The sequence below is a fragment of the Streptomyces sp. NPDC094448 genome, assembly GCF_044763775.1.
GTDB lineage: Bacteria > Actinomycetota > Actinomycetes > Streptomycetales > Streptomycetaceae > Streptomyces.
This window is the reverse complement of the sequence record NZ_JBIWGU010000018.1, coordinates 25,692-50,730: the sequence shown is the minus strand read 5'-3', so window position 1 is coordinate 50,730 and position 25,039 is coordinate 25,692. Positions and strand designations below refer to the sequence as shown.

The following is a 25,039-nucleotide window of genomic DNA, read 5'->3' as shown; positions in this document are numbered from 1 at the left end:
ACTGGCCTCATGGCCATTCTCCTCGCGCAATAGACGGCGTAGCAGACACGCCCACCCTCCCGCCGTCCATACCGCTTGTTTCTGGAGTCTGTCCGTGATCACCGCTTCCGGCATCGAGTTGCGCGCCGGCGCCCGCATCCTCATCGAGTCCGCCACGTTCCGCGTCGCCAAGGGCGACCGCATCGGCCTCGTCGGCCGGAACGGCGCCGGGAAGACCACCCTCACCAAATGCCTCGCGGGTGAGGGCGTCCCCGCCGGCGGCACCATCGCCCGCTCCGGCGAGGTCGGCTACCTCCCGCAGGACCCGCGCACGGGCGATCTCGACATCCTCGCCCGCGACCGCATCCTCTCCGCCCGCGAGCTGGACACCGTGCTGCGGCGGATGCGCGAGAACGAGGACCGGATGGCGAACGGCAAGGGCGCCACCCGCGAGAAGGCGATGAAGAAGTACGAGCGCCTGGAGACCGAGTTCCTCACCAAGGGCGGGTACGCCGCCGAGGCCGAGGCCGCGACCATCGCCTCCGCGCTGGGCCTGCCCGACCGGGTGCTCGGCCAGCCGCTGCACACCCTCTCCGGCGGTCAGCGCCGCCGGGTGGAGCTGGCCCGGATCCTCTTCTCGGACGCCGACACCCTCCTCCTCGACGAGCCGACCAACCACCTCGACGCCGACTCCATCGTCTGGCTGCGTGAATACCTGAAGACCTACCGCGGCGGTTTCATCGTCATCTCCCACGACGTCGACCTGGTCGAGACGGTCGTCAACAAGGTCTTCTACCTCGACGCCAACCGCGCCACCATCGACGTCTACAACATGGGCTGGAAGCTCTACCAGCAGCAGCGCGAGGCCGACGAGAAGCGCCGCAAGCGGGAGCGCCAGAACGCCGAGAAGAAGGCCGCCGCGCTGAACGCCCAGGCCGACAAGATGCGCGCCAAGGCCACCAAGACAGTTGCCGCGCAGAACATGGCCCGGCGCGCCGAGCGGCTGCTGGCGGGGCTGGAGGACGCCCGCGTCTCCGACAAGGTGGCCAAGCTCCGCTTCCCCGAACCGGCGCCCTGCGGCAAGACCCCGCTGCGGGCCGAGGGACTGTCCAAGTCCTACGGCTCCCTGGAGATCTTCACCGACGTCGACCTCGCGATCGACAAGGGGTCCCGGGTCGTCATCCTCGGCCTCAACGGCGCGGGCAAGACGACGCTCCTGCGCCTGCTGGCCGGGGTCGAGCAGGCCGACACCGGCGAGGTCACCCCCGGTCACGGTCTCAAGCTGGGCTACTACGCCCAGGAGCACGAGACCCTGGACCCCGACCGTACGGTCCTGGAGAACATGCGCTCCTCCGCGCCCGACCTCGACCTGGTCGAGGTACGCAAGACCCTGGGCTCGTTCCTGTTCTCCGGCGACGACGTCGACAAGCCGGCCGGGGTGCTCTCCGGCGGTGAGAAGACCCGGCTGGCGCTGGCCACCCTGGTGGTCTCCGCTGCCAATGTGCTGCTGCTCGACGAGCCCACCAACAACCTCGACCCGGCCAGCCGCGAGGAGATCCTCGGGGCGCTGCGGACCTACAAGGGCGCGGTCGTCCTGGTGACACACGACGAGGGCGCGGTGGAGGCGCTCCAGCCGGAGCGGATCATCCTGCTGCCGGACGGTGTCGAGGACCTGTGGGGTGCCGACTACGCGGACCTGGTGGCGCTCGCCTGAGCCCCGGAGGGGTGTCCGGGGGCGGGCCGCGCCCGCCCGGAACGCCGTTGGTGATCACTTCCGTAGGGATCATTCGGCCCACAGGTGATCCGTCATCTGAGTGAGACGCTCTGGTACCCCGGTGTGGTTGCTGGCGAGGGAGCGGTTTTTCCCTCCCGGGTGTTCGCGGGGTGCCACTCCACCCCGGTCAACCTTTCTGACCTGCCAACTCTCCGGAATCAGAGCTTCCGGGTCCGGTTCCGGAGCGTCTGGAATCCACGGTTCCGAGCGGCTGGACGGGGCTTTGCGCGGCAAAGCTCGTCCCATGGACCTTGCCGAATGGGTGGCCAGGAAGCCTGCAAGGGGTGATCATGAGAAGTCCAGAGCGCACTTCCCATGAGGAGGCACGGGTGGCCGAGACTCTGAAGAAGGGCAGCCGGGTGACCGGCGCCGCGCGCGACAAGCTCGCGGCAGACCTGAAGAAGAAGTACGACTCCGGTGCGAGTATCCGGGCGCTGGCCGAAGAGACCGGCCGCTCCTATGGATTCGTCCACCGGATGCTGAGTGAGTCCGGAGTCACGCTGCGTGGACGCGGCGGGGCGACCCGGGGCAAGAAGGCCGCTTCGGCCTGACGCGCCGCGGCGCCCGTGCGTCGATCGCGTCTTCTTTCCCCCTCGCACCGCGCGTGCGCAGGTCATGGGCCCGCTGTTGGCGAGCGGGCCGGAGTCGGCCGGGGTCGGACACCCCGGTCGGCACGGTGGATACCCGGCCGATTCGGCATCCGGCCGGGGTGGTTACTGTGCAGTCACTTGGTTTAGCGTGGTCTGCACCGTGCCCCCACCCCGACCGGAGGCTCCCATGACCACGCCGGAAGCCGTGCACCGGCCCGCCCGCGACACCGTGCTGGAGCAGGACGGTGTCCGGCTCACCATCGAGGGCGCGGTGGCCACGGTGGCACTGGTGCGCCCGGAGAAGCGGAACGCCCAGTCGCCCGCCATGTGGCGGGCGCTGGCGCTGGCCGGGCGGTCCCTGCCGGGTGCCGTGCGGCTGGTGGTGCTGCGCGCCGAGGGCCGGTCCTTCTCCGCGGGGCTCGACCGGCAGGCGTTCACGCCCGAGGGATTCGACGGCGAGCCGTCCTTCCTGGATTTGGCGCGCAGTGACGATGCCGCGCTGGACGCTGTGATCGCCGAGTACCAGGAGGCGTTCACCTGGTGGCGGCGGCCCGATCTGATCTCGGTCGCCGCGGTGCAGGGGCATGCCGTCGGCGCGGGTTTCCAGCTCGCCCTCGCCTGCGATCTGCGGATCGTGGCGGAGGACGCCCAGTTCGCCATGCGGGAGACCGGTCTCGGACTGGTGCCCGATCTCACCGGCACCCACCCCTTGGTTTCCCTGGTCGGCTATGCCCGTGCCCTGGAGATCTGTGTCACCGGCCGTTTCGTCCATGCGGAGGAGGCCGAGCGGACCGGTCTGGCCAATCTCGTGGTGCCGGGAGCCGAACTCGACTCTGCGGTCGCCGATCTGACGACCGCCCTGCTGGCCGGTCCACGGGATGCGGTCGTCGAGACGAAGGCACTGCTCCAGGGCGCGGTCACTCGCTCGTACGAAGAGCAGCGCACCGCCGAACGCGCGGCGCAGGCCCGCCGTCTGCGGGATCTGGCGGGCCTCGGCGACTGACGGCACGGCCCGCTCCGGACCCGCCGCACCGCACAGGCCCGCACTGCACAGGCCCTCGGACCGGCCGGCCCTGGACAGGCCCTCGGACCGGCCCGCACTGCACAGGCCCTCGGACCGGCCGGCCCTGGACAGGCCCTCGGACCGGCCCGCACTGCACAGGCCCTCGGACCGTCGGCGCTCCCCGGGCCCGTGGACACCTGCCCGAGCCCACCCTGCCGGAGGCCCCGCCGGGCGCCGTGGCGGGAGGCGCGAGCGGCGGGCCGACGAGACCGCCGGCCGCCCGGTCGGCTCTTCGGTACGTACCGGGGTCCGGAATCCCGCCGGTGCGCCCGGCCCTCAGCCGTCCGGATCGGTTGCCGTGCGCACCGCCGTGACCAGTACGGATACGGGGATACCGGCCACCAGGGGCGTCACTGCCGCGCGGACCGCGCGGACGACCGTCAGCGGGCGGTGACCGGCCGCCACCGCGAACTCCACCCGCACCCGGTCCTCCGCCCTGTGCACCGGACGGCCCAGGGTGCCCGTCAGCCCGGCCACTCCCGTAACGCCCGCCACCGCCTCGGCCACCGGGCCGTCGGCGGGCACCGCGGGCGGCGGCTCCACTCGGCTCCGCTCCGCCGGATCCGCCGCCGTGTCGAGCAGTTGCGCCATCCGGAGATCGGCCCCGGCCACGACCAGGCCCAGCGTCTCCTCCGCCGCGGTCAGCAGGGCGCCGCGCAGCTCCGACGCCAGGTCGGGCAGGGGTGCGCGCGCCAGTGCGGCCCGCTCCACCGCGACCTCCCCGGTGATCCTCAGCGGTCCGTGCGGCAGCGCGCCCGGTGGCGGCGGTACGGGGGACACGGCCGCCGACCCGGGGTCGTCGAGGGCCAGCCGTACCCCCGGAACACCCCGGCGCGACCCGATCAGCCGTACCCCCGCGATCGGGTCCGCCGCCCGGCCCAGTACCGACCGGGCGGTCTGCTCCGTCAGCCAGGCGCCGTCTTCGGCGGGACCCAGCGGGAGCAGCCTGCCGAGGGCGAGCCGTTCCCGTACCGCGTCAGCTGTGGTCATGGCCCCAGCCTGCCGTACTCCCCGACGCAAGACACGGCATTTCCCCTTAATGTGGGGCGAAAGGGTGCATTCCTCAAGCGGGTGCGGCCGGGTCGCGCAAGGCGGCACGGCGGTCGCGGCCCGTGGCGCCCGGCACTGTCAGCAGGGCTGTCAGCAGGGCCACGAGCAGAGGCCTGGAAAGGACACCGGCATGAGTGACACCGCCAGCACCGGAGTGGGCTCGGGCGGCGAGCCGAGGAGGACATCCGTCACCAAGCGCGGCGGTGGCGACCCCGGGTCCCGGGGCCGTACCACCATCGCGGACGGTGTCGTCGAGAAGATCGCGGGGCTCGCGGCACGCGATGTGGTCGGCGTCCATGCCATGGGCAGCGGCCTCTCCCGTACCTTCGGCGCGGTCCGCGACCGGGTGCCGGGCGGTGGCAAGGCCAGTGTCAGCCGGGGGGTGAAGGCCGAGGTCGGTGAGGTGCAGACGGCACTCGACCTGGAGATCGTGGTCGATTACGGCGTGTCGATCTCCGATGTCGCCCGCGCGGTGCGGGAGAACGTGATCTCGGCCGTGGAGCGGATGACGAGCCTTGAGGTCGTCGAGGTCAATATCGCCGTCAGCGATGTGAAGCTCCCCGACGAGGAGGACGAGGAGCCGGAATCGCGGCTTCAGTAGCCACGACCTCCCGTTCCGTTTCCCGTTTCCGGGGCGGTACGGGGCGGGCCCCGGTGAACGGGCTTCGGTGACGGCAAGTCGGAGACGAAGGAGCTGATGATGAGCATGTCCGCGGTCGGCCTGCTGGCCGGCATGGCACTGGGCTTCGCCGGGTATTTCGGTGGCTTCGGGGCGTTCCTGCTCGTGGCCGCGCTCGGAGCGGTCGGTTTTGTTGCGGGCCGCTTCCTCGACGGTGATCTCGAACCCGGCGACTTCTTCCGGGGCCGTGAGCGCGGCGACCGGACGCGGTGACGCGGGTGGCCGGTGAGCGGGGCAGCCCCGGCAGCCCCACAGGGCCCGATGGCCACGGCAGTTCCCGGATTTCCGGTACGGAGCGGATCGCCGCGGGGGACCGGGGCGCCACCGTCATCGCCGAACGGGTGGTTGCCAAGATCGCCGCACAGGCGGCGCGCGAGGCGATCGGCCGGGTACCGGAGGGCGGTTCCGCGCCGCACGCCGGGGTCGTCGTGCACCAGGACAGCGCGCGGGTCCGTATCAGTCTCGACCTCGACTACCCCTCCGATATCGGCCGCAGGTGCGGTGCCGTGCGCCGCCGGGTCGTCGAACGGGTGAGCACACTGGCCGGAATGGACGTTCCCGAGGTGGAGGTGTCGGTGGAGCGGCTGCTGTCGTCGCATACGCGCGGCGCGGCCGGGCGCGGGGAGCGGGTGACCCGATGAGCGTGCCCGCCCCGGGACCCGGCCCGGTCCCCGTATCCGAGTCCGGATCCCCGCCCCCGCCGGGCGCCCCCGCCGCCAGGGCCCGCCGGTTCTGGTCCGTACGGCGCCTTCCGGCGGCGCTCGCGGCCCTCGTGGTCCTCGGCGGCGCGGGGCTGCTGCTCTACGATGTCGCGGCGGTCCGGGCCGGCCGCCCCGGCATGGCCTGGCGGCGGACGCTCGCCGACCGTCTCGCGGACACCCGGCTCGACGACACCTGGGTCACGGTGGGCGCCGCGGTGGCCGCCGCCGTCGGGATCTGGCTGCTCGTCATGGCCCTGGCGCCCGGCCTGCGGAAGCTGCTGCCCATGCGGCGCGACGCTGATCCCGGTGCCCCCGGTCCGGTCAGGGCCGGACTGACCCGCGACGCGGCTGCCCTGGTGCTGCGGGACCGGGTGCTGGAGGTGGCCGGGGTGGAGTCCGTCCGGGTACGGGTGGGCCGCCGCAAGGCGTCCGTACGGGCCCGCTCCCATTTCCGGGCCCTCGACGACGTCCGGGCCGATGTGGAGAACGTGCTGGCGGACGCCGTCGGCGAACTCGGCCTGGCGAAACCGCCGGTGCCGTCGGTACGGGTGGTGCGGCCGCCCCGCGGGAAGAGATGAGGCGGTCATGCTGCGGACCGTGAACCGGGTGGCGCTCGGCGTCGCCGGGCTGGTGCTGACGGCGGTCGGCGGCGCGGTGCTCGCGGCGGGCGCGGGGCTCTCCGTACCGTCGTGGTGGCCGTGGCACGGCCCCGGCGACGTGCTGCTGAGCACGGCGGACCGGGATCGGTGGCGGGCCGAGGGCTGGTGGTGGCCCACGGTCCTCGCGGTCCTCGCGGTCCTGGTCGTCCTGGCGCTCTGGCTGCTGCTGGCCCAGCCGCGGCGGGCCCGGCTAGGTGAGCTGCTGGTCGACGACGGTGACGGCGAGGGCGCGCGGTTGCGCGGCCGGGCGCTGGAGGGCGCGATGGAGGCCGAGGCCGAGTCGCTGGAGGGCGTACGGCGGGCCCGGATCACGCTCCGGCGCCGCAAGGGCGCTCCGGAGGCGCGCGCCCGGCTGCTCCTGGAGCCGCACGCGTCCCCCGCCCGCACCCTGCACACCCTGACCTCGCAGGCGGTGGCGCATGCCCGGACCTCCACGGGCCTGCCGGTGCTCCCCACGGAATGCCGCCTCCAGGCGGCGAAACACGCCCCGCGCCGGGTCTCCTGAGGGGGTACGTCCCGGGGCGCCGCGCCCACCCCGCCGGCCCCGCTCACGCCCGGCGGGCCCGCAAGGCGCGGACACGGCCCGCTCCGGGCCCCGGAGCGCGCTCCGCGCACAAGGCGCGTAGTGGTGAACCCCGGGCCGGACTCCGCTGCGGGCCGCCGCGCGCCCGGGGCGTGCGCCTCGCGCGGTGGTGAAACCGGGCGCCGGACTCCGCTGCGGGCACCCGGGCGCCCCGCCCCCGTACCGCCGCGGCTAGAAACCCCGGAGGGCGCCGCCGTCCACCGGGAGCATGATGCCTGTGAGGTACGACGCCGCCGGTGACAGCACAAACGCCGCCACGCGGCCGAACTCCTCCGGCGTTCCGTACCGCCGCAGCGGAATGCGCGATTCGTTGCCCTCCCGTGCCGTGTCCGCGTCGCCCGTCAGCGCGTCGAGTTCACGGACCCGGTCGGTGTCGATCCGCGCGGGCAGCAGGCCGACGACCCGGATCCCCCGTGGGCCGACCTCGTCCGCCAGGGACTTGGCGAAGCCCGCGAGGCCGGGCCGCAGACCGTTGGAGATGGTCAGACCGGGGATCGGCTCATGGACGGAGCCGGAGAGGACGAATCCGACAACACCCCCATCACTCCCATTGCCCCTGTTGGCCTCGTTGCCCTCGTTGCCCTCGTTGCCCTCGTTGCCCTCGTCGCCGAGCGCCGCGACGGCCGCCCGCGCCAGCCTGACCGCGCCGAGGAACACGCTCTCGAAGGCCGTACGCCACTGCTCGTCCGTATTGTCCGCGGCCGATCCCGGCGGCGGACCGCCGACGCTGATCAGTACCCCGTCGACCCTTCCGAAGTGGGCCCGGGCCGCCGCCAGCAGCCGTTCCGGGCCGTCCGGGTCGGCGTTGTCGACGGCGACCCCCACCGCGTCGGGCCCCAGTTCGGCGGCCGCGGCCAGCACGGTCCGCTCGTCCCGGCCGGAGACGACGACCTTCGCGCCCTCGGCGACCAGCGCCCGCGCCGAGGCGTTGCCGAGCCCCCGGGAACCCCCGGTGACGACGTACACACGGTCCTTCAGTCCAAGATCCATGCCGCTAGTCTCCCGCGTCCGCTTCCTCGTCGTCGAGCGCGAGGGCGGTGGTCACCAGGGCGATATGGCTGAAGGCCTGGGGGAAGTTCCCCAACTGGCGCCGCGCCACCGGATCGTACTCCTCGGCCAGCAGTCCCACATCGTTGCGGAGCGTCAGCAGATACTCGAACAGCTTCCGGGCCTCCCGGACGCGGCCCGTCATCCGCAGCGCGTCCGCCAGCCAGAACGAGCAGGCCAGAAAGGCACCCTCGCGGCCGGGGAGCCCGTCAACGGAAGCGCCCTCCGTGCTGTAGCGGCGGACCAGACCGCCGTGCGCGCCCAGCTCCGCGCGGACCGCGTCGACGGTACCGACGACCCGGGGGTCGTCCGGGGGCAGAAAGCCGACCCGGGGGATCAGCAGGGTCGCCGCGTCCAGCGCCTGCGAGCCGTAGTACTGGGTGAAGGTGTTGCGTACCGGGTCGTACCCCTTCTCGCACACCTCTTGGTGCACCTCGTCCCGCATCGCCCGCCACCGGCCGACGTCGCCGCGCAGGGACGGATCGGCCTCCAGGGTCCGGACGGCACGGTCCGCCGCCACCCAGGCCATCACCTTGGAGTGGACGAAGTGCTGTCGCGGCCCCCGGATCTCCCATAGACCCTCGTCCGGTTCACGCCATTTGGACTCCAGGAACCCCAGCAGGCTGAGCTGGATGAACCAGGTGTGCCGCTCGCCGGGGATGCCCTGCTGCGCGGCGAGGAACAGGGAGTCCATCACCTCCCCGTAGACATCCAGCTGAAGCTGGTCGACGGCCGCGTTCCCGGTGCGTACGGGAGCGGAGCCGGCATATCCGCCCAGCCAGGTCAGCTCGGTTTCGGGCATCCGGCGCTCCCCGGCGAGGCCGTACATGATCTGGAGGTCGGCGGGGTCCCCGGCGACGGCCCTCAGCAGCCAGTCGCGCCAGGCCGCCGCCTCCTCCTGGTATCCGGCGGCGAGCAGGGCGCCGAGGGTGAGGGTGGAGTCCCGCAGCCAGCAGTAGCGGTAGTCCCAGTTCCGTACGCCGCCGATCTCCTCCGGCAGGGAGGTGGTGGGCGCGGCGACGATACCGCCGGTGGGGGCGTAGGTGAGGGCCTTCAGCGTGATCAGCGAACGGACCACCGCCTCCCGGTAGCGGCCCCCGGACCGGCAGGAGTCCGACCACTGGGCCCAGTCCGCGAGGCTGCACCGGAGCGCCTCGTGGGGGTCGGTGAGATCGGGCCGCTGTTCGTGGGAGGGGTGCCAGCTCAGGACGAACGCCACCCGTTCGCCCTCCTCGACGGAGAACGACGAAACCGTGCTGAACTGGTGACCCCAGGTCCGGACCGGGGGCTCGCTGCGCAGCCACACCGAGTCGGGGCCGGCGACGGCCACCCGGTGGCTGTCGGAGCGGCGCATCCACGGCACGATCGAACCGTGGTCGAAGCGGAGCCGCAGCACGGATTCCAGCTCGACGGTGCCGCTGACGCCTTCCACGATCCGCACGACATCGGGGGTGATGTCCCGCTGCGGCATGAAGTCGATGACCTTCACCGTGCCGGTACGGGTCTCCCAGCGGGTTTCGAGGACGAGGGAGTCGCCGAGGTAGCGGCGGGAGGTACAGCGTTCGGAGCCCTTGGGGGCGATCCGCCAGTGACCGTTCTCCTTGTCGCCGAGCAGGGCGGCGAAGCAGGCGCCCGAATCGAAGCGGGGCAGGCAGAGCCAGTCCACGGAGCCGTCGGTGCCGACGAGGGCCGCCGTCTGGAGATCGCCGATGAGGGCGTAGTCCTCGATACGTAGGGTCACGTGAAGCGTGTTCCCGCTGTGTACGAGAGGCAATCAGGCGGGCGCGGGGGGCGCGTGGGGCAGGAGGGAGCGGCGGAGTGCGGGGAGGGGCGGGTGATCCGCGCGGCGGGCGGGGGTCAGGCCGTCGCGGGTTCCTTGGGCTCCTCCGCCCCGGTGGCCCCGGTGGCCCCGGTGGCCCCGGTGGTCCCGGGGTCCGCGCCCCCGGCGGGCCCTGCCGTCCCGGCCGCTTCCTTCGCCGCGGCCTCGCGCCGGTCGCGCAGCTCGCGTCGGACCAGGATCACCCATCCGATCGGTACGGCCGTGGTGAAGAGCCACCACTGGACGGCGTACGCCATATGCGCGCCGATGGAGTCGTGGTCCGGCGAGTGGACCGGCTTGGGCAGATTGCCGGCGGGTACGGGGCCGGTCAGCTCCAGATAGCCGCCGAGCACCTCCCGGCCCAGCAGCTTCGCCTGCTGCTCGCTGTTGATCAGCATCACCTGGCGCGGCGGCAGCCCGGCGAGGTCCTTGATACCGCTGGCCTTCGTCGTCTCGTCGGCCTTGAGCCGGCCGGTGACGGTGACCGTGCCCCGAGGCGGGGCGGGCACCTCGGGGAAGGCCGTGGGATCGGTGGCCGACGGCACCCAGCCGCGGTTGACCACGACGACCCGGCCGTCGCCGAGGACGAGCGGGGTCAGTACGTGGTACCCGACGCGTTCGTCGGCGTCGGTACGGCGCCGGACGACGACCTCGCCCGCGGTGTCGAAGGTGCCCGTGGCGACGACCCCGCGCCAGTAGTCCGCACGGGGGACCCGGTGGCCGGGCGACGTCAGCTCGGTGACCGGGACCGGCTTCGCGTCGAGGTTCCGCGCGATGAGCGCGTTCTGCTCGACCCGGCGCTCATGGCGATGGAACTGCCAGAAGCCCAGCTCGATCATCGCGGGGATGAGGACGAGTCCGATGAGGGTGAGGCACACCCACTGCCGGGTCAACAGGAAGCGGTACACGGATCGACGGTACCTGCCGCACTCGGCGGGCCCGGCGGTGGGGCCCCTTCCGGGCTGTCCCGGGAACGCCCGGGGCCGTACCCGCCGCCCGTTCCGACGGCCCTGAGCGCGGCCGCGACCAGGACTCGAACGCGACCGGGACTCGCGACCGGGACTCGAACGCCACTCGGATACGCCCCGGATCGTGACCGGACCACGGCAGACCACGGCAGACCACGGCAGGACTGCGTCCCGAGCACGACCGGACTCTGTCCACAACAGGGCCCGAGCCCGGGGCCGGAGCCGTACCGCCCGGTTCAGACCCGGTCGACGATCCCGACCCGGCCCTCCGCACGGGCGCAGTGCGCACCGCAGTACCAGTGGCCGTCCGCCTCGACGCCCTGCCCGATGACCTGCACCCGGCAGTGTTCGCAGATCGGCGCCATCCGGTGGATCGCGCAGGCGAAGCAGTCGAAGACGTGCACCGCGCCCTGCGCATGCACCTCGAAGGACATCCCGTACTCGTTACCGCAGACCTCGCAACGTGCCATGGCCCACAGAGTGCGGGCCGGGGGCCGCCGATCAGGGTGCGGCACGCCCGGCCGTCACCCGACTGCGCCCCCGGACGGCGCGGTGCCGGGCCCGGCCGGACCGTCCGCCGGGGCCACGTCCCGCAGCAACTGGGTAAACGCCGCCTCGTCCAGCACCGGAGTGCCGAAGGCCCGCGCCTTGGCCGCCTTGGAGGTCACCGAATCCGGGTCGTTGGTCACCAGCAGGCTGGTCAGCCGGGAGACGCTCGACGCGATATGCAGCCCCGCGTCGAAGGCCCGGTCCTCCAGCAGCTCGCGGTCGACGGAGGTGTCCCCGGAGAAGGCCACCCGCATGCCCTGCTTCAGCGGCTGCCCCGCCACGTACCGGCCGGGGTTCGGATGGGGGCAGGCGGGCCGTTTCCGGGACGGCCGCCAGCTGCCGTACGAGCCGTAGGAGACGGCGCCCGGCGGCCGGTGCCCGTACGACGGCTGGTGGCCGATGCGCGGGCCGCCGGCCGGGGAGTCCGACCATTCGGTGAGCGGGCGGCACTCCAGCAGCGGCAGCCGCACTCCGTCGCGCGCGGCCGCCCGCAGACTCGGCCGGAAGGCCTCCGCCAGCACCCGGGCGTCGTCCAGTGCATGGTGGGCGCGCTGCTGGACGACGCCGAAGTGCGCCGCCAGCGACTCCAGTTTGTGGTTGGGCAGCGGCAGGCTCAGCTCCTTGGCCAGCGCGATCGTGCACAGCCTTCGGCTCACCGGCGCGGTGCGGCCCGCTCGGGCGTACTCCCGGGCGATCATGGACCAGTCGAAGAGGGCGTTGTGCGCCACGAGCACCCGGTCCGCGAGCCGCTCGGCGAACGCGTCGGCGATCTCGGCGAAGAGCGGAGCGCCCGCCAGCACCTCCCGGGTCAGCCCGTGGATCCATACCGGTCCTGGATCCCGCTCCGGGTTGACCAGCGTGTACCACTGGTCCTCGACCTCGCCGCGGGCGTCCAGCCGGTAGACGGCGGCGGAGACTATCCGGTCGTCGCGGGCGAGTCCGGTGGTCTCCACATCGACCACCGCATACCCCTCTGGGTATGCGGTGGGCCAGGTCTCCGCTGTCGCCGCGCTGTCGTCGAGCATGGTCACAGAGAATACGGGCCGCCACCGACACTCCTGCCGCCGCTCCTCTTGCGGCGCGGCCCGAACCCCGATCCGCCTGCCCCGTACGCCCCTTACGCCCCCTCAGTCCGGGCAGCCCCCGGAACGAGTCGGTCCGGCTGTCGGTGCCCGGAGGGTGGGACCCTCCCGGGATGACGTACGACACCACCGGGGGAGCGGCCCCGGAACCACCGCCGTCCGGACCGCATCACGAGCCCCACGACACCGGTCTCGGCCCCCGGCTCAACTGGCTGCGGGCCGCCGTCCTCGGCGCCAACGACGGCATCGTCTCCACCGCCGGACTCGTCGTCGGTGTCGCGGGCGCCACCGGCGACCGGTCGGCGCTGCTCACCTCGGGACTGGCCGGACTGCTGGCCGGGTCCATGTCCATGGCCGCGGGCGAATACGTCTCCGTCTCCACCCAGCGCGACTCCGAGAAGGCCGCGCTCGCCGCCGAGAAGCGCGAGCTGCGGGAGGAGCCCGAGGCCGAACTCGACGAGCTGACCGCCCTGCTGACGGAGCGCGGACTCGACCGCGACACCGCCCGCGAGGCGGCGGTCCAGCTCACCGAGCGCGATGCGCTGCGTGCCCACGCCCGGGTGGAGCTGGGCATCGACCCGGACGCACTGGCCAACCCCTGGCATGCGGCCGGTGCCAGCTTCCTCGCCTTCACCGCCGGGGCGCTGCTGCCGCTGCTGGCGATCGTGCTGCCCGCGGCGGACGTCCGGCTCGCCGTGACGGTCGGCTCGGTGCTCGCCGCCCTCGTCCTCACCGGCTGGTGGAGCGCCCGGCTCGGCGCCGCCCGGCCCGGGACCGCGATCGTCCGGAACGCGGGCGGAGGGGCGCTGGCGATGGCGGTGACCTACGCGGCGGGGTCGCTGCTCGGCGCGGTGGGGGCCTGACCGGTCCGGTCCGGACGTACGGCCGCCCCTCCGCCGGGAGCGTCCCGATTGGTGGAACCCACCAAAACTTGCTGACATTCCGTCTCGCATACTTGTCGGTAACACCGTCTAGCCCGCCTCCGCTAACCGCACTTACGGTGCACCCATGCCGAACCTGCCCGATGTCGTGCTGTGGTCGATACCGGCCTTCGTACTGCTCACGGCCGTGGAACTGGTGAGCTACCGGCTCCGCCCCGACGAGGGCGCCGCCGGCTACGACACCCGGGACGCGGTCACCAGCGTGAGCATGGGCCTCGGCAGCATCGCCTTCGACCTCCTCTGGAAGATCCCGATCGTCGCGGTCTACACGGCGGTGTACGAGCTGACCCCGGCGCGCGTCCCGGTGCTGTGGTGGACCCTTCCGCTGATGCTGCTCGCCCAGGACTTCCTCTACTACTGGTCCCACCGCGGCCACCACGTGGTGCGGATCCTCTGGGCCTGCCATGTGGTCCACCACTCCAGCCGGAAGTTCAACCTGACCACCGCGCTGCGCCAGCCGTGGACCACCTGGACGGTCTGGCCGTTCTATCTGCCGATGGTCGCCCTCGGGGTGCACCCGGCGGCGGTGGCGTTCTGCTCGTCGGTCAATCTCGTCTACCAGTTCTGGGTCCACACGGAGCGGATCGGCAGACTGCCGCGGCCCTTCGAGTACGTACTGAACACGCCTTCGCACCACCGGGTCCACCATGCGTCCCAGGGGAGCTATCTGGACCGCAACTTCGGCGGCATCCTCATCCTCTGGGACCGGCTCTTCGGCTCCTTCACGGCCGAGACCGAACGGCCCGTCTACGGGCTGACCAAGAACATCGACACCTACAACGCCCTGCTGGTGGCCACGCACGAGTACGCGGCCATCGCCCGCGATCTGCGGGCGGCGGCCTCGTGGCGCGAGGGCGCGAACCGGCTGCTGCGGGGCCCGGGCTGGCAGCCCGCACCACCGGCCGCACCGCCCCCGCCCCTACCGCTGGCCGCTTCGGCACCGGAGACCCTGGAGCCCCCGCCCGTACCGCCGGAAGCTCCGGCACCGCCCGCGGCCGGGCCGGAGGCCGTACCCGTACCCGCGCAGCCCGTACCCGTACCCGATTCCGTACCCGGCCGTACGGCGGAGCCCGTACCGCAGACCACTCCACCGGACCCCCATCCGCCCGCCCCGGCCCCCGAGACCCCCGCAGGACGTGCCGCGTGACCACCGATCAGCACCCCGTGCCGACCACGCCGACCGCTCCGACCGCCCCGACCGCCCCGACCGCACGGGCCGCGCTCGCCGCCAAGGTGCTGCTCGCCGCCTTCGGACTGGCGCTCCTGACCGACCTCGGGTCACTCGTCGCCGAGGCCGAGACGGGCCACCGGATCGCCAAACCGCTGCTGATGCCGCTGATCGCCGCCTTCGTCGTGGTACGCGGCGGCCCGAGGCTGCTGGTGGCGGCGCTGCTCTTCGGCTGGGGCGGGGACGTGTTCCTGCTCTCCGGAGCGGACTGGGCCTTCCTCGTCGGTATGGGCTCCTTCGCCGTGGGACACGTCTGCTATCTCGCGCTCTTCGCCGCCGTCCGCGGCGGCGCCGCGCCCCCGCGGTGGACCGGACCCGTCTACGGCACCGCCCTCGTCGTCCTCGTGGCGCTGCTCTGGCCGGGTCTCCCGGCCGAACTGCGTGTCCCCGTCGCCGGCTACGCGGCCCTGCTGACGGTCATGGCCCGGCAGTCGACGGCCCTCGGCCCGCTCGCCGGTCTCGGCGGTGCCCTCTTCCTCGTCTCGGACCTGGTCATCGCCGCCGGGATCGCCGGCTGGCCGCAGCTTCCGGAGCCCGACTTCTGGATCATGCTGATCTACAGTGCGGGGCAGCTGCTGCTGGCGATCGGTGTACTCGGTGTACTCGGGTCGCCCGGCCGCAACGCGGCCCCGGGCACCCCGGGCCGGTAGCCCCGGACAGCAGGGAGGGCCGGACGGGATCGTCCGGCCCTCCGCCGTCATCGGACGGTCACCGCGCTAGCTGTCGGCGCGTCAGCGGCGCACCGCGTCGAGCGCGTCGGTGACGCCCTCGCCGTAGAAGCCGTTCTTCCGGGTGTCGCCCTCGCAGACCGCGTCGACGACACCGTCGTTGTTGTAGTCGTACGGGTTGGTGCAGGCGCGGTCGTCGGCCTGTCCGGACAGGACCGCCTTCACGACCGACGGCGGGGCCCACGGGTACTTGGACTTGATGAGTGCGGCGACGCCCGCGACATGCGGGGAGGCCATCGACGTACCGGCCTTGTAGCCGAACTTGCCGCCGGGCAGCGTCGACAGGATGCGGCCGTCGATCGCCGGGCCGTCGGGAGCCTGGAAGCGGGTGGAGTCACCGCCGGGCGCGGAGATGTCCACCACACCGTTGCCGTAGTTCGAGAACGACGACTTGAGGCCCTTGGCGCCGAGCGACGAGACCGTCACGACCCCCGGAAGCTGGGTCGGGATGTCCAGGCACTCACTCGGGTTGATGACCCGGGTGCCCGGCGTGGTGTCGTTGGGGCTCGTGGTGTCCGTCAGGCTGTCGGAGGCCAGGTCCATCCGGGAGTTGCCGGCGGCGGCCACGTTCACCGTGCCCCGGCGCTCCGCGTAGCGGGTGGCCCGGGTGACGGCCTCGACCAGGGCACCCTGGTCCGGGTCGTCCTTGCAGTTGAACAGCCACGGGTCGATGTAGTAGCTGTTGTTGGTGATCTGGGCGCCGTTCTCCGCGGCCCAGATGAAGCCGCAGACCACGGACTCGGTGTAGAAGAAGCCGTCCGGGTTGGACACCTTGATACCGGAGACCTTCACGCCCGGCGCGACACCCGTGACGCCGACGCCGTTCTTCGCGGCGGCGACGGTGCCCGCGACATGGGTGCCGTGGTCCGACTCGGTCGGGCCCGGCCGCCAGGAGCCGGGGGTGGTGTCCGGCTTTCCGGTGACGCAGTTCGCCGAGGAGCGGACGTCGAAGTTCGGCGCCAGGTCCGGGTGGGTGTCGTCGACACCCGTGTCGATCACGGCGACCGTGACCTTCCTGCTGCCCAGAGTGCGCTCATGGGCCTGGTCCGCCTTGATGGCCGGCAGGCTCCACTGCAGCGGCTCCAGCGGGTCCTGACCGTCACCGGCGACCTCGGCCGACTCCTTGGCCTCCGCGGCCGTCAGCGGACGCTCCGAGTCGATCGCGGTGTCCAGAGCGGGGGCGATGGGAGCGGTACGGCTGGCACCGGCCGACTGGACGCCCTTGGCCTTGCGGACCGTCTGGGCGAACGCCGGGTTCTGCGAGTGGACGACGATGACGCCTATCTGGTCGTAGGCGATCACGATCGTGCCACCGGCCGCGACTATCGCCTTCTTGGCCGCCTTGGCATTGCCGTAACCATTCTTCACGTTCACCACGTACGACAGCTTCGGGCCGTCGGTCACCGCCGGTACCGCGGCCGCGGCCCCGGTCGAGTCGGCCGCCGAAGCGGACCCGGCCGGCAGGAAGCCGAGGGTGGCGGTCAGCGCCAGCCCCGCGGTCAGAGCCGTCGCACGCCGTCGTCTGGATCCCGGAAGGGCCATGGGTTCTCCACATCATCAATCGGTGCCGGAACACGTGCCGGAACACTGCCGTCCGCCTCCCGGTACCCGGAGTACCGGTAGGCGGGTACATGACCAGTGAAAACTAGCGCCGATCTTGGTCCTCATCAATGTGTTCGAACCGGCAATCCTCGGAGCCGAGGGAAAAACGACCGAAGTTGAACCTGCCCGGCGTGCTCTCCGTGCCGTGGGCAGGAGGTGGAGCACCATCGAACCGCCCCCCGACCCCTTGGAACCGAGGACCGTTTTGAGCAGCCTGTCCCCTTCGACGACCCCGGCGTCATCAGGAGATTCCGTGACCACCGACGCACCGCCGCCGCTCAGCCCGGCCGGCCCCGAACCGGGCCCGCCCACCACCGAGCAGTTCATCAGGGTGCAGGAGGGTGAGGAGTTCGGCGAACTGCGCCGCTCCTACCGCTCCTTCGCCTTCCCCCTGACCTTCGCCTTCGTCGCCTGGTACCTGCTGTACGTCCTGCTGTCGAGCTACGCGGGCGACTTCATGGGCACCCGGCTCTTCGGCAATATCAACGTCGCCCTCGTCCTCGGGGTCGCCCAGTTCGCCACGACCTTCCTCATCGCCTGGTGGTACGCCCGCCACGCGGCCCGCGTGATGGACCCGCGGGCCCAGGCCATCAAGGCCCGGATGGAGGCCGACGCATGAGCCCCTCCCCGTACTCCCTCACCCTGGCGGCCGAAAACGCCACCACCGAGCACCGGCCGCTGATCATCACCCTGTTCGGCCTCTTCGTGGTCGCCACCCTCATCATCACCGTCTGGGCCGGGCGGCAGACCAAGAGCGCCGCCGACTTCTACGCGGGCGGACGGCAGTTCACCGGCTTCCAGAACGGGCTCGCGATCTCCGGCGACTACATGTCCGCCGCGTCCTTCCTCGGTATCGCCGGCGCCATCGCCCTCTTCGGCTACGACGGCTTCCTCTACTCCATCGGCTTCCTCGTCGCCTGGCTGGTCGCCCTGCTGCTGGTCGCCGAACCACTGCGCAACTCGGGCCGGTTCACCATGGGCGACGTCCTCGCCTACCGGATGCGCCAGCGCCCCGTCCGCACCGCCGCGGGCACCTCCACCATCGTGGTGTCCATCTTCTATCTGCTCGCCCAGATGGCCGGAGCGGGCGTCCTGGTCTCCCTGCTCCTCGGCATCACCACCGACACCGGCAAGGTGCTGATCGTCGCCCTGGTCGGCATCATCATGATCCTGTACGTCACCATCGGCGGGATGAAGGGCACCACCTGGGTGCAGATGGTGAAGGCCGTCCTGCTGATCGCCGGAACCCTGCTCATCACCTTCCTGGTACTGCTCAAGTTCAACTTCAACATCTCCGACCTCCTCGGCACCGCCGCCGAGAAGAGCGGGCACGGTGCTGCGTTCCTGGAGCCCGGCCTCAAGTACGGCGCCACGGGCACCTCCAAGCTGGACTTCATCTCGCTGGGCATCGCCCTGGTCCTCGGCACCGCCGGACTGCCGCATATCCTCATCCGCTTCTACACCGTTCCCACCGCCCAGGCCGCCCGTAAGTCCGTGCTCTGGGCGATCGGCATCATCGGCGGCTTCTACCTGATGACCATCGCCCTCGGCTTCGGCGCCGCGGCCCTGGTCGGCCAGGCCGAGATCACCGCATCCAACAAGGCGGGCAATACGGCGGCCCCGCTGCTCGCCCTCCATCTCGGCGGTACGGACTCGGCGGGCGGCGCGATCCTGCTCGCCGTGATCTCCGCGGTCGCCTTCGCCACCATCCTCGCCGTCGTCGCGGGGCTCACTCTGGCCTCCTCGTCGTCCTTCGCCCACGACATCTACGCCAATGTGATCCGCAAGGGGCAGGCCACGGAGAAGGAGGAGGTACGGGCGGCCCGCTGGGCGACCGTCGCCATCGGCGTCGCCTCCATCGCGCTCGGCGCCCTGGCCCGCGATCTCAACGTCGCCGGACTCGTCGCCCTCGCCTTCGCGGTCGCCGCCTCCGCCAACCTGCCGACGATCCTCTACAGCCTGTTCTGGAAGCGGTTCACCACCCAGGGCGCGCTCTGGTCCATCTACGGCGGGCTGATCTCCTCCGTCGTGCTGGTGATCTTCTCGCCGGTGGTCTCCGGCAAGCCCACGTCGATGTTCAAGAACGCCGACTTCTACTGGTTCCCGCTGGAGAACCCCGGACTGGTCTCCATTCCGCTGGGCTTCCTGCTCGGCTGGCTGGGCTCGGTCCTGACGAAGGAGAAGCCCGACCGCGGAAAATACGCCGAACTGGAGGTCAAGTCCCTGACCGGCGTCGGCGCCCACTGAAGCCGGGCGGCCGGGAGCCCGCGTACGGCTGGCGGGCCGTGACCGCGCCATGACCGTACGAGGCTCCCGGCCCCGGATCCCGCCGAAGCGGTACGGCCCCGCCGGGCCCTCCTCGGTCCCCGCCCGGTCCCCGCCCGGCCCTCCTCGGTCCCCGCCCGTCCTCCGGCCGCGGCGATCATGTCGGACCCCTGGCGTAGGCTCGGGAAGGTGACCGGGAGCCCTGCGCCCCCGGCACACGTCCGCCAAGTTCGTCTCGCCGGGGGAGGAGACCGACCGTGCTCGTCGACACCTACGGCCGGATCGCCACGGACCTGAGGGTCTCGCTGACCGACCGGTGCAACCTGCGGTGCACCTACTGCATGCCCGAAGAGGGGCTCCGCTGGCTCGCCAAGCCCGAGCTGCTCACCGACGACGAGATCGTCAGACTGGTCCGGATCGCCGTCACCGGGCTGGGTGTCACCGAGGTCCGCTTCACCGGCGGCGAGCCCCTGCTCCGGCCCGGTCTCGTCGGGATCGTCGAGCGGTGCGCCGCGCTCACCCCCCGCCCCCGCCTCTCCCTGACGACGAACGGCATCGGGCTCAGCCGTACCGCCGCCGCACTCCGGGCCGCCGGTCTCGACCGGGTCAATGTCTCCCTGGACACCCTGCGGCCCGAGGTCTTCCGGACCCTCACCCGCCGCGACCGCCACCGCGATGTCATCGACGGGCTGGCCGCGGCCCGCGCCGCCGGACTCACCCCGGTCAAGGTCAATGCCGTCCTGATGCCCGGGATCAACGACGACGAGGCCCCCGCCCTGCTGGCCTGGGCCGTCGAGCAGGGGTACGAGTTGCGCTTCATCGAGCAGATGCCGCTCGACGCCCAGCACGGCTGGAAGCGCGACGGCATGGTCACCGCCGGGGCCATCCTGGACTCCCTGCGCACCCGCTTCGACCTCACCCCCGAACAGCCCGGCGAACGCGGCGCGGCCCCCGCCGAACGCTGGACCGTCGACGGCGGACCGCACCGCGTGGGAGTGATCGCCTCGGTCACCCGGCCCTTCTGCGCCGACTGCGACCGCACCCGGCTCACCGCCGACGGGCAGGTGCGGACCTGCCTCTTCGCGCGGGAGGAATCAGATCTGCGCACCGCCCTGCGCTCCGGCCGGCCGGACGAGGAGATAGCCGGCCTCTGGCGGCGGGCGACGCTGGGCAAGAAGGCGGGGTCGGGCCTCGACGACCCGGCTTTTCTCCAGCCCGAGCGCCCCATGTCGGCCATCGGCGGCTGACGCCGTCAGTCCTTTGCACCGGGCCGGGAGTGCCACTCCTCCAGCGTCACGACCTCCTTGAGGAAACCGCGGACGCCGAGGAACTGCGACAGATGCTCGCGGTGTTCCTCGCAGGCCAGCCAGGTCTTACGGCGCTCGGGGGTATGCAGCTTCGGATTGTTCCAGGCCAGCACCCACACCGCCGCCGTACGGCAGCCCTTGGCCGAGCAGATCGGGTTCTCTTCGTTCACCGGGTCGATAAGCACCGGTTCATTGTCCACACACAGCGGACGCCGGGCAGCCACGGGGGGAGCTGCCCGGCGTCGGTCTGTCGCCCCGACGGGGGATGCGGAGCGCGTAGGCAGTATGCCATGGGCAACACGCCGCCGGGCACCGGAACTTGAACTATTGATCCGATGTTTTACCGGCCGCTGTCGCGCCCTTCTCCGGCGTGGTCTGCGGCTTCCGCGTGACCTGCGTGGTGTGCGTGGTCTGGGTGGTTCGGGGGCTCCGTGGCGCTCTCCGGCATCGGCGCGGCGGCCGCGAGCACCGGCCGGGTGGTCACCGGAACAAAGGTCGAGGGCAGGGACGGGGGCCGCTCCCGGCCCGCGTTGGCGATCACCACCGCGACATAGGGCAGCAGCATCCCGAGCACGATGGCGACGACCGCCACCGGACGTTCGACGTTCCAGAGCACGGCGGCCGCCACGAACGACACCGTCCGCACCACCATGGAGATCACATAGCGGCGCTGCCGCCCCCGGACGTCCTCGGCCAGACCCTGTCGGGCCCCGGTGATCCGGAAGACCTCCGTACCCACGCTCCGCCGCATCGCGTTCCACCGCCCGATCGTCCGCGGAACGCTCCCCGGTTCCGCCGTCCACCACGGTACGCCGGGCCCCCGGCCGGCGTGCCACCGGGGGAAGCACGGATATTGCCCGACATGCGCCATGTGGTGGAAAGGCCCAGAATGGGCGGCGTACCTGCTCACGCAGAGCCTGACGAGGAGGCAGCCATGGGCTGGTTGTGGGCGATCATCGTGGGATTCGTGCTGGGTCTGCTGGCCAAGCTGATCCTGCCCGGCAAGCAGCACCTCCCCTGGTGGCTCGCCACCATCTGCGGCATCGGTGGCGCCGTGATCGGCAACTGGATCGCGGCCGGACTCGGAGTCGCGGAAACCTCCGGTATCGACTGGAGCCGCCATGCTTTCCAGCTGGTGGCCGCCGTCATCCTCGTCTTCCTGGGCGACCGCGCCTGGGTGGCGATGAAGGGCAGCAAACAGAGGACCTGACCGTCGGCCGACCGTACGGAGGACGGGGTGCCGCCCCACCGTGCGTACGGATTCGACACCCGACAACGACAACGACAACGACCGGGACGGCACCGCACCGATACACCGGTGCGGTGCCGTCCCGGTCGTTCCGCCGGAAGGACCGGCAGCGCGGGCCGCGCAAGTCCGGGCCGAGCCCGGGGCCGCGGTCCCGCGACCCCGGGCTCGGCCCGGACTGCGGGCCTCGCCTGCGGCGGAGCCGGCCGACGGCATCCGCCCCGGGGCCCGGCACCGTCGGCCGAGACCCCGCGGAGCAGCGGTGCGTCAGCCGATCTCGACCGCGGCCAGGTTCTTCTTGCCCCGGCGCAGCACCAGCCAGCGGCCGTGCAGCAGCTCGTCCCGCGAGACGACCGCGTCCTCGGCCGTGACCTTCACGTTGTTCACGTAGGCCCCGCCCTCCTTCACGGTCCGGCGCGCCGCCGACTTGCTGGCGACCAGACCGACCTCGGCGAAGAGGTCGACCACGGCACCCGGCTCCGCGATCCGCGCCTGCGGCAGCTCCGCCAGCGCGGCGCGCAGCGTCGCCTCGTCCAGTTCACCCAGTTCGCCCTGCCCGAACAGCGCCTTCGACGCGTTCACGGCCGCCGCGCACTGGTCGGCGCCGTGCACCAGGGTCGTCAGCTCCTCCGCGAGGGCCCGCTGGGCCGCCCGCGCCTGCGGACGCTCCTCGGTCTGCCGCTCCAGCTCCTCGATGTCCGCCCGGGAGCGGAAGCTGAAGATCCGGAGGAACTTCGGGACATCGCGGTCGTCCGCGTTCAGCCAGAACTGGTAGAAGGCGTACGGGCTGGTCCGCTCCGGGTCCAGCCAGACCGTGCCCGACTCCGTCTTGCCGAACTTGGTGCCGTCGGCCTTGGTGATCAGCGGGGTGGCCAGGGCGTGCACCCGGGCCTCCGGCTCGACCCGGTGGATGAGGTCCGTGCCCGCGGTCAGATTGCCCCACTGGTCGCTGCCGCCGGTCTGGAGCACACAGCCATGGCGCCGGTACAGCTCCAGGAAGTCCATCCCCTGGAGGATCTGGTAGCTGAACTCGGTGTAGCTGATGCCCGCGTCGGAGTTCAGCCGCCGGGCGACCGCCTCCTTGGCGATCATCTTGTTCACCCGGAAGTACTTGCCCACGTCACGGAGGAACCCGATCGCCGACAGGCCCTGCGTCCAGTCCAGGTTGTTGACCATGGTGGCCGCGTACGGGCCCTCGAAGTCGAGGAACCGCTCGATCTGGCCGCGGAGCCGGCCGACCCAGGCCGCGACGGTCTCCGGGTCGTTGAGCGTCCGCTCCGCCGTCGGCTTGGGGTCGCCGATCAGACCCGTCGCCCCGCCGACCAGACCCAGCGGGCGGTGGCCCGCCTGCTGGATACGGCGCATGGTGAGGATCTGGACCAGATTGCCCAGGTGGAGACTGGGCGCGGTCGGGTCGAAGCCGCAATAGAACGTGACGGGACCGTCCGCGAACGCCTTGCGCAATGCGTCCTCGTCAGTGGAGAGGGCGATCAGCCCCCGCCACTGCAGTTCGTCGACGATATCCGTCACGACTCTCGTGTCTCCTTGCTGGATGTGATGCCCGTCATACGCGGTTGCGGGGACGGGCCGGGTAGGCGGCCCGCACACGCTGCGGGCGTGTGCCGCCGCCCCTTCGAGGTTATACGCCCGCGCTGACCGAACTCATATGGAAATCGGGGACCCGCAGCGCGGGCATCGCGGCCCGGGTGAACCAGTCGCCCCATTCCCGCGGCAGCGTCCGCTCGGTGCGGCCCGCCTCCACGGCCCGGGACAGCAGATCGACGGGCGATTCGTTGAACCGGAAGTTGTTCACCTCGCCCACCACCTCACCGTTCTCGACCAGATAGACCCCGTCCCTGGTCAGACCGGTCAGCAGCAGGGTCGCCGGATCGACCTCGCGGATGTACCAGAGGCAGGTCAGCAGCAGCCCGCGCTCGGTGCCCGCGACCATCTCCGCGAGCGAACGGTCCCCGCCGCCGTCGAGGATCAGATTGCCCGCGCCCGGTGCCACCGGCAGCCCGGTCAGCCCGGCGCTGTGCCGGGTGGTGACCAGATGCTCCAGGGTGCCGGACCTGATCCAGTCGACGGGCGCGATCGGCAATCCGTTGTCGAAGACCGACGCGTCGTCGCCCGAGGAGTGGGCGATCACGAACGGTGACGACTCAAGGCCCGGCTCGTTGGGGTCGCTGCGCAGGGTCAGCGGCAGCGAGGCCAGCTTCTCGCCCAGCCGGGTGCCGCCGCCGGGCCTGGAGAAGACGGTACGGCCCTCGGCCGCGTCCCGGGCCGCCGACGACCACGACTGGTAGATCAGGAGATCCGCGACGGCCGTGGGCGGCAGCAGCGTCTCGTACCGCCCGGCGGGCAGCTCGATCCGCCGCCCGGCCCAGGCCAGCCGCCCCGCCAGCTCCTCGTCGAGCGCGGCCGGGTCCACATCCGTGAAATCACGGGTGGCCCGTCCGGCCCAGGCCGACCGGGTCCGGTCGGGGGATTTGGCGTTCAGCTCCAGCGTTCCGTTCGGCTGGTCGTGCCGGAGCCGCAGCCCGGTCGAGGTGCCGAGATAGGTCGAGGTCAGCTCGTGGTTCGCGAAGCCGTACAGCTCCCGGCCGCCCGCCCGCGCACGGGCGAACGACTCGCCCAGCGCCGGGGCGAACCGTTCGAAGACGGCGGACGAGGTCTCGGCGGGCCCCTCGGTGAACGCCGGATCGGCGGCCCGGCCCGGCACCAGCGGCTGGGCATCCTCGGCGGGCCCGGCGGACCGGGCGGCCGCCTCCGCCGCCCGTACCAGCGGCTCCAGATCGGCGTCGGTGACGGCCGACCGGGACACCACCCCCGAAGCGGTGCCCTCGGCGCCGTCCACGGTCGCGACGACCGTGAGGCTCCGGCCCCGGGTGACCCCGTTGGTGGTGAGAGCGTTCGCGGCCCACCGCAGATTCGCGGAGGAATGCTCGTCCGCGATGACGACACAGCCGTCGGCGGTGGACAGCTCCAGCGCCCGCTCGACGATCTCGTGCGGTTTGGTGGTACGGCTCATCGCCCGGCCTCCTGCGTGGTGTTCGGACTGTGCGGGCCGGGGTGGCGCCCCTCGGACCCCCGGCGGAGTTGGTGCTCGGCCTGCCCCGTCACCGGCCGGCCTCCTGCGTGGTGTTCGGACTGTGCCGACCCGCGGGGCGCCCCCTCGG

Annotated in this window: 26 protein-coding genes; 15 read left to right on the top strand and 11 right to left on the bottom strand. The window is 72.0% G+C overall.

Annotated features, from left to right (window positions below; all coding sequences use genetic code 11):
* Positions 1–94 precede the first annotated feature (94 nt).
* The 3 genes from ACIQ9E_RS28680 to ACIQ9E_RS28670 all read left to right on the top strand — a co-directional run bounded on the left by ACIQ9E_RS28680 (position 95) and on the right by ACIQ9E_RS28670 (position 3,346).
* Positions 95–1,693: an ABC-F family ATP-binding cassette domain-containing protein gene (locus ACIQ9E_RS28680; protein WP_403711911.1), complete on the top strand. Its 1,599-nt coding sequence runs from the start codon at positions 95–97 to the stop codon at positions 1,691–1,693.
* Positions 1,694–2,082: 389 nt separating this feature from the next.
* Positions 2,083–2,304, top strand: coding sequence for a helix-turn-helix domain-containing protein (locus ACIQ9E_RS28675; protein ID WP_006123601.1), 222 nt, complete (start codon positions 2,083–2,085; stop codon positions 2,302–2,304).
* A 226-nt stretch (positions 2,305–2,530) separates the two neighbouring features.
* Positions 2,531–3,346 (top strand): enoyl-CoA hydratase/isomerase family protein, encoded by an 816-nt coding sequence (locus tag ACIQ9E_RS28670; RefSeq protein WP_403711909.1) that lies wholly within the window; start codon positions 2,531–2,533, stop codon positions 3,344–3,346.
* Between the two features lie 336 nt (positions 3,347–3,682).
* Here the strand turns inward: ACIQ9E_RS28670 and ACIQ9E_RS28665 are convergent, their stop codons facing one another.
* The gene (locus ACIQ9E_RS28665; protein WP_403711907.1) at positions 3,683–4,396 is read right to left on the bottom strand and encodes a hypothetical protein; all 714 of its coding nucleotides are present in this window, start codon (positions 4,394–4,396) and stop codon (positions 3,683–3,685) included.
* A gap of 190 nt (positions 4,397–4,586) precedes the next feature.
* Between ACIQ9E_RS28665 and ACIQ9E_RS28660 the strand changes: the two genes are divergently transcribed.
* The 5 genes from ACIQ9E_RS28660 (at position 4,587) to amaP (ending at position 7,000) form a co-directional block, all read left to right on the top strand.
* The gene (locus tag ACIQ9E_RS28660) at positions 4,587–5,057 is read left to right on the top strand and encodes an Asp23/Gls24 family envelope stress response protein (RefSeq protein WP_006350020.1); all 471 of its coding nucleotides are present in this window, start codon (positions 4,587–4,589) and stop codon (positions 5,055–5,057) included.
* A gap of 99 nt (positions 5,058–5,156) precedes the next feature.
* Entirely contained in the window at positions 5,157–5,348 is a 192-nt protein-coding gene (locus ACIQ9E_RS28655) for a hypothetical protein (RefSeq protein ID WP_040916690.1), read from the top strand.
* Complete coding sequence (locus ACIQ9E_RS28650; protein WP_403711905.1) at positions 5,345–5,776, top strand: hypothetical protein; 432 nt, start codon at positions 5,345–5,347, stop codon at positions 5,774–5,776. The genes ACIQ9E_RS28655 and ACIQ9E_RS28650 overlap by 4 nt, the downstream gene beginning before the upstream one ends.
* Positions 5,773–6,414 carry a DUF6286 domain-containing protein gene (locus ACIQ9E_RS28645; protein WP_403711903.1) on the top strand — a complete coding sequence of 214 codons (642 nt, stop codon included), beginning with the start codon at positions 5,773–5,775 and terminating at the stop codon, positions 6,412–6,414. The genes ACIQ9E_RS28650 and ACIQ9E_RS28645 overlap by 4 nt, the downstream gene beginning before the upstream one ends.
* Positions 6,415–6,421: 7 nt before the next feature.
* Positions 6,422–7,000: an alkaline shock response membrane anchor protein AmaP gene (gene amaP / locus ACIQ9E_RS28640; protein WP_403711901.1), complete on the top strand. Its 579-nt coding sequence runs from the start codon at positions 6,422–6,424 to the stop codon at positions 6,998–7,000.
* A 249-nt stretch (positions 7,001–7,249) separates the two neighbouring features.
* Here amaP and ACIQ9E_RS28635 read toward each other — a convergent pair whose 3' ends face one another.
* From ACIQ9E_RS28635 to ACIQ9E_RS28615, 5 genes are all read right to left on the bottom strand, one after another.
* On the bottom strand, positions 7,250–8,068 hold the full coding sequence (locus tag ACIQ9E_RS28635; protein WP_403711899.1) for an SDR family oxidoreductase: 819 nt from the start codon (positions 8,066–8,068) through the stop codon (positions 7,250–7,252).
* Between the two features lie 4 nt (positions 8,069–8,072).
* Complete coding sequence (locus ACIQ9E_RS28630; protein ID WP_403711897.1) at positions 8,073–9,866, bottom strand: glycoside hydrolase family 15 protein; 1,794 nt, start codon at positions 9,864–9,866, stop codon at positions 8,073–8,075.
* 116 nt (positions 9,867–9,982) lie between these two features.
* A complete protein-coding gene (locus tag ACIQ9E_RS28625) occupies positions 9,983–10,852 on the bottom strand; it encodes an SURF1 family protein (protein WP_403711895.1) in 870 nt (289 codons plus the stop codon).
* Positions 10,853–11,148: 296 nt separating this feature from the next.
* Entirely contained in the window at positions 11,149–11,382 is a 234-nt protein-coding gene (locus tag ACIQ9E_RS28620) for a hypothetical protein (RefSeq protein WP_146479429.1), read from the bottom strand.
* Between the two features lie 54 nt (positions 11,383–11,436).
* On the bottom strand, positions 11,437–12,492 hold the full coding sequence (locus ACIQ9E_RS28615) for a DEDDh family exonuclease (protein ID WP_403711893.1): 1,056 nt from the start codon (positions 12,490–12,492) through the stop codon (positions 11,437–11,439).
* Positions 12,493–12,656: 164 nt separating this feature from the next.
* On the opposite strand from ACIQ9E_RS28615, the gene ACIQ9E_RS28610 reads away from it, so the two are divergent.
* From ACIQ9E_RS28610 to ACIQ9E_RS28600, 3 genes are all read left to right on the top strand, one after another.
* Positions 12,657–13,406, top strand: coding sequence for a VIT family protein (locus tag ACIQ9E_RS28610; protein WP_403711891.1), 750 nt, complete (start codon positions 12,657–12,659; stop codon positions 13,404–13,406).
* 145 nt (positions 13,407–13,551) lie between these two features.
* Positions 13,552–14,631: a sterol desaturase family protein gene (locus ACIQ9E_RS28605; RefSeq protein ID WP_403711889.1), complete on the top strand. Its 1,080-nt coding sequence runs from the start codon at positions 13,552–13,554 to the stop codon at positions 14,629–14,631.
* Positions 14,628–15,362: a lysoplasmalogenase gene (locus ACIQ9E_RS28600; protein WP_403711887.1), complete on the top strand. Its 735-nt coding sequence runs from the start codon at positions 14,628–14,630 to the stop codon at positions 15,360–15,362. Before ACIQ9E_RS28605 ends, ACIQ9E_RS28600 begins: the two co-directional genes overlap by 4 nt.
* 81 nt (positions 15,363–15,443) lie before the next feature.
* Here the strand turns inward: ACIQ9E_RS28600 and ACIQ9E_RS28595 are convergent, their stop codons facing one another.
* Positions 15,444–16,982 carry a S8 family peptidase gene (locus ACIQ9E_RS28595; RefSeq protein WP_403711885.1) on the bottom strand — a complete coding sequence of 513 codons (1,539 nt, stop codon included), beginning with the start codon at positions 16,980–16,982 and terminating at the stop codon, positions 15,444–15,446.
* Positions 16,983–17,295: 313 nt separating this feature from the next.
* Here ACIQ9E_RS28595 and ACIQ9E_RS28590 point away from each other — a divergent pair, with 313 nt between their 5' ends.
* From ACIQ9E_RS28590 to moaA, 3 genes are all read left to right on the top strand, one after another.
* Positions 17,296–17,661 carry a DUF485 domain-containing protein gene (locus ACIQ9E_RS28590; RefSeq protein ID WP_403711883.1) on the top strand — a complete coding sequence of 122 codons (366 nt, stop codon included), beginning with the start codon at positions 17,296–17,298 and terminating at the stop codon, positions 17,659–17,661.
* A complete protein-coding gene (locus ACIQ9E_RS28585) occupies positions 17,658–19,289 on the top strand; it encodes a cation acetate symporter (RefSeq protein ID WP_366260052.1) in 1,632 nt (543 codons plus the stop codon). The genes ACIQ9E_RS28590 and ACIQ9E_RS28585 overlap by 4 nt, the downstream gene beginning before the upstream one ends.
* 275 nt (positions 19,290–19,564) lie before the next feature.
* Positions 19,565–20,554: a GTP 3',8-cyclase MoaA gene (moaA, locus tag ACIQ9E_RS28580; RefSeq protein WP_403711881.1), complete on the top strand. Its 990-nt coding sequence runs from the start codon at positions 19,565–19,567 to the stop codon at positions 20,552–20,554.
* A gap of 5 nt (positions 20,555–20,559) precedes the next feature.
* Here the strand turns inward: moaA and ACIQ9E_RS28575 are convergent, their stop codons facing one another.
* Both ACIQ9E_RS28575 and ACIQ9E_RS28570 read right to left on the bottom strand, forming a co-directional pair.
* Positions 20,560–20,784 carry a hypothetical protein gene (locus ACIQ9E_RS28575; RefSeq protein ID WP_403712025.1) on the bottom strand — a complete coding sequence of 75 codons (225 nt, stop codon included), beginning with the start codon at positions 20,782–20,784 and terminating at the stop codon, positions 20,560–20,562.
* 170 nt (positions 20,785–20,954) lie between these two features.
* The gene (locus ACIQ9E_RS28570; protein ID WP_403711879.1) at positions 20,955–21,365 is read right to left on the bottom strand and encodes a DUF3099 domain-containing protein; all 411 of its coding nucleotides are present in this window, start codon (positions 21,363–21,365) and stop codon (positions 20,955–20,957) included.
* Between the two features lie 183 nt (positions 21,366–21,548).
* Between ACIQ9E_RS28570 and ACIQ9E_RS28565 the strand changes: the two genes are divergently transcribed.
* Positions 21,549–21,824: a GlsB/YeaQ/YmgE family stress response membrane protein gene (locus ACIQ9E_RS28565; protein WP_403711877.1), complete on the top strand. Its 276-nt coding sequence runs from the start codon at positions 21,549–21,551 to the stop codon at positions 21,822–21,824.
* A 303-nt stretch (positions 21,825–22,127) separates the two neighbouring features.
* On the opposite strand, the gene tyrS is transcribed toward ACIQ9E_RS28565, so the two are convergent.
* Both tyrS and ACIQ9E_RS28555 read right to left on the bottom strand, forming a co-directional pair.
* Entirely contained in the window at positions 22,128–23,390 is a 1,263-nt protein-coding gene (gene tyrS / locus ACIQ9E_RS28560; RefSeq protein WP_403711875.1) for a tyrosine--tRNA ligase, read from the bottom strand.
* A gap of 109 nt (positions 23,391–23,499) precedes the next feature.
* Positions 23,500–24,891, bottom strand: coding sequence for a metallopeptidase TldD-related protein (locus ACIQ9E_RS28555; protein ID WP_403711874.1), 1,392 nt, complete (start codon positions 24,889–24,891; stop codon positions 23,500–23,502).
* Positions 24,892–25,039: the final 148 nt, after the last annotated feature.

Bases quoted from the DNA above. Each gene is read 5' to 3' on its own strand.
- ACIQ9E_RS28570 (WP_403711879.1), bottom strand. From the start codon at position 21,365: ATGCGGCGGAGCGTGGGTACGGAGGTCTTCCGGATCACCGGGGCCCGA.
- ACIQ9E_RS28655 (WP_040916690.1), top strand. From the start codon at position 5,157: ATGAGCATGTCCGCGGTCGGCCTGCTGGCCGGCATGGCACTGGGCTTC.
- ACIQ9E_RS28555 (WP_403711874.1), bottom strand. From the start codon at position 24,891: ATGAGCCGTACCACCAAACCGCACGAGATCGTCGAGCGGGCGCTGGAG.
- ACIQ9E_RS28610 (WP_403711891.1), top strand. From the start codon at position 12,657: ATGACGTACGACACCACCGGGGGAGCGGCCCCGGAACCACCGCCGTCC.
- ACIQ9E_RS28565 (WP_403711877.1), top strand. From the start codon at position 21,549: ATGGGCTGGTTGTGGGCGATCATCGTGGGATTCGTGCTGGGTCTGCTG.
- ACIQ9E_RS28645 (WP_403711903.1), top strand. From the start codon at position 5,773: ATGAGCGTGCCCGCCCCGGGACCCGGCCCGGTCCCCGTATCCGAGTCC.
- ACIQ9E_RS28660 (WP_006350020.1), top strand. From the start codon at position 4,587: ATGAGTGACACCGCCAGCACCGGAGTGGGCTCGGGCGGCGAGCCGAGG.
- ACIQ9E_RS28670 (WP_403711909.1), top strand. From the start codon at position 2,531: ATGACCACGCCGGAAGCCGTGCACCGGCCCGCCCGCGACACCGTGCTG.
- ACIQ9E_RS28605 (WP_403711889.1), top strand. From the start codon at position 13,552: ATGCCGAACCTGCCCGATGTCGTGCTGTGGTCGATACCGGCCTTCGTA.
- ACIQ9E_RS28620 (WP_146479429.1), bottom strand. From the start codon at position 11,382: ATGGCACGTTGCGAGGTCTGCGGTAACGAGTACGGGATGTCCTTCGAG.
- ACIQ9E_RS28585 (WP_366260052.1), top strand. From the start codon at position 17,658: ATGAGCCCCTCCCCGTACTCCCTCACCCTGGCGGCCGAAAACGCCACC.
- amaP (WP_403711901.1), top strand. From the start codon at position 6,422: ATGCTGCGGACCGTGAACCGGGTGGCGCTCGGCGTCGCCGGGCTGGTG.
- ACIQ9E_RS28665 (WP_403711907.1), bottom strand. From the start codon at position 4,396: ATGACCACAGCTGACGCGGTACGGGAACGGCTCGCCCTCGGCAGGCTG.
- ACIQ9E_RS28595 (WP_403711885.1), bottom strand. From the start codon at position 16,982: ATGGCCCTTCCGGGATCCAGACGACGGCGTGCGACGGCTCTGACCGCG.
- ACIQ9E_RS28635 (WP_403711899.1), bottom strand. From the start codon at position 8,068: ATGGATCTTGGACTGAAGGACCGTGTGTACGTCGTCACCGGGGGTTCC.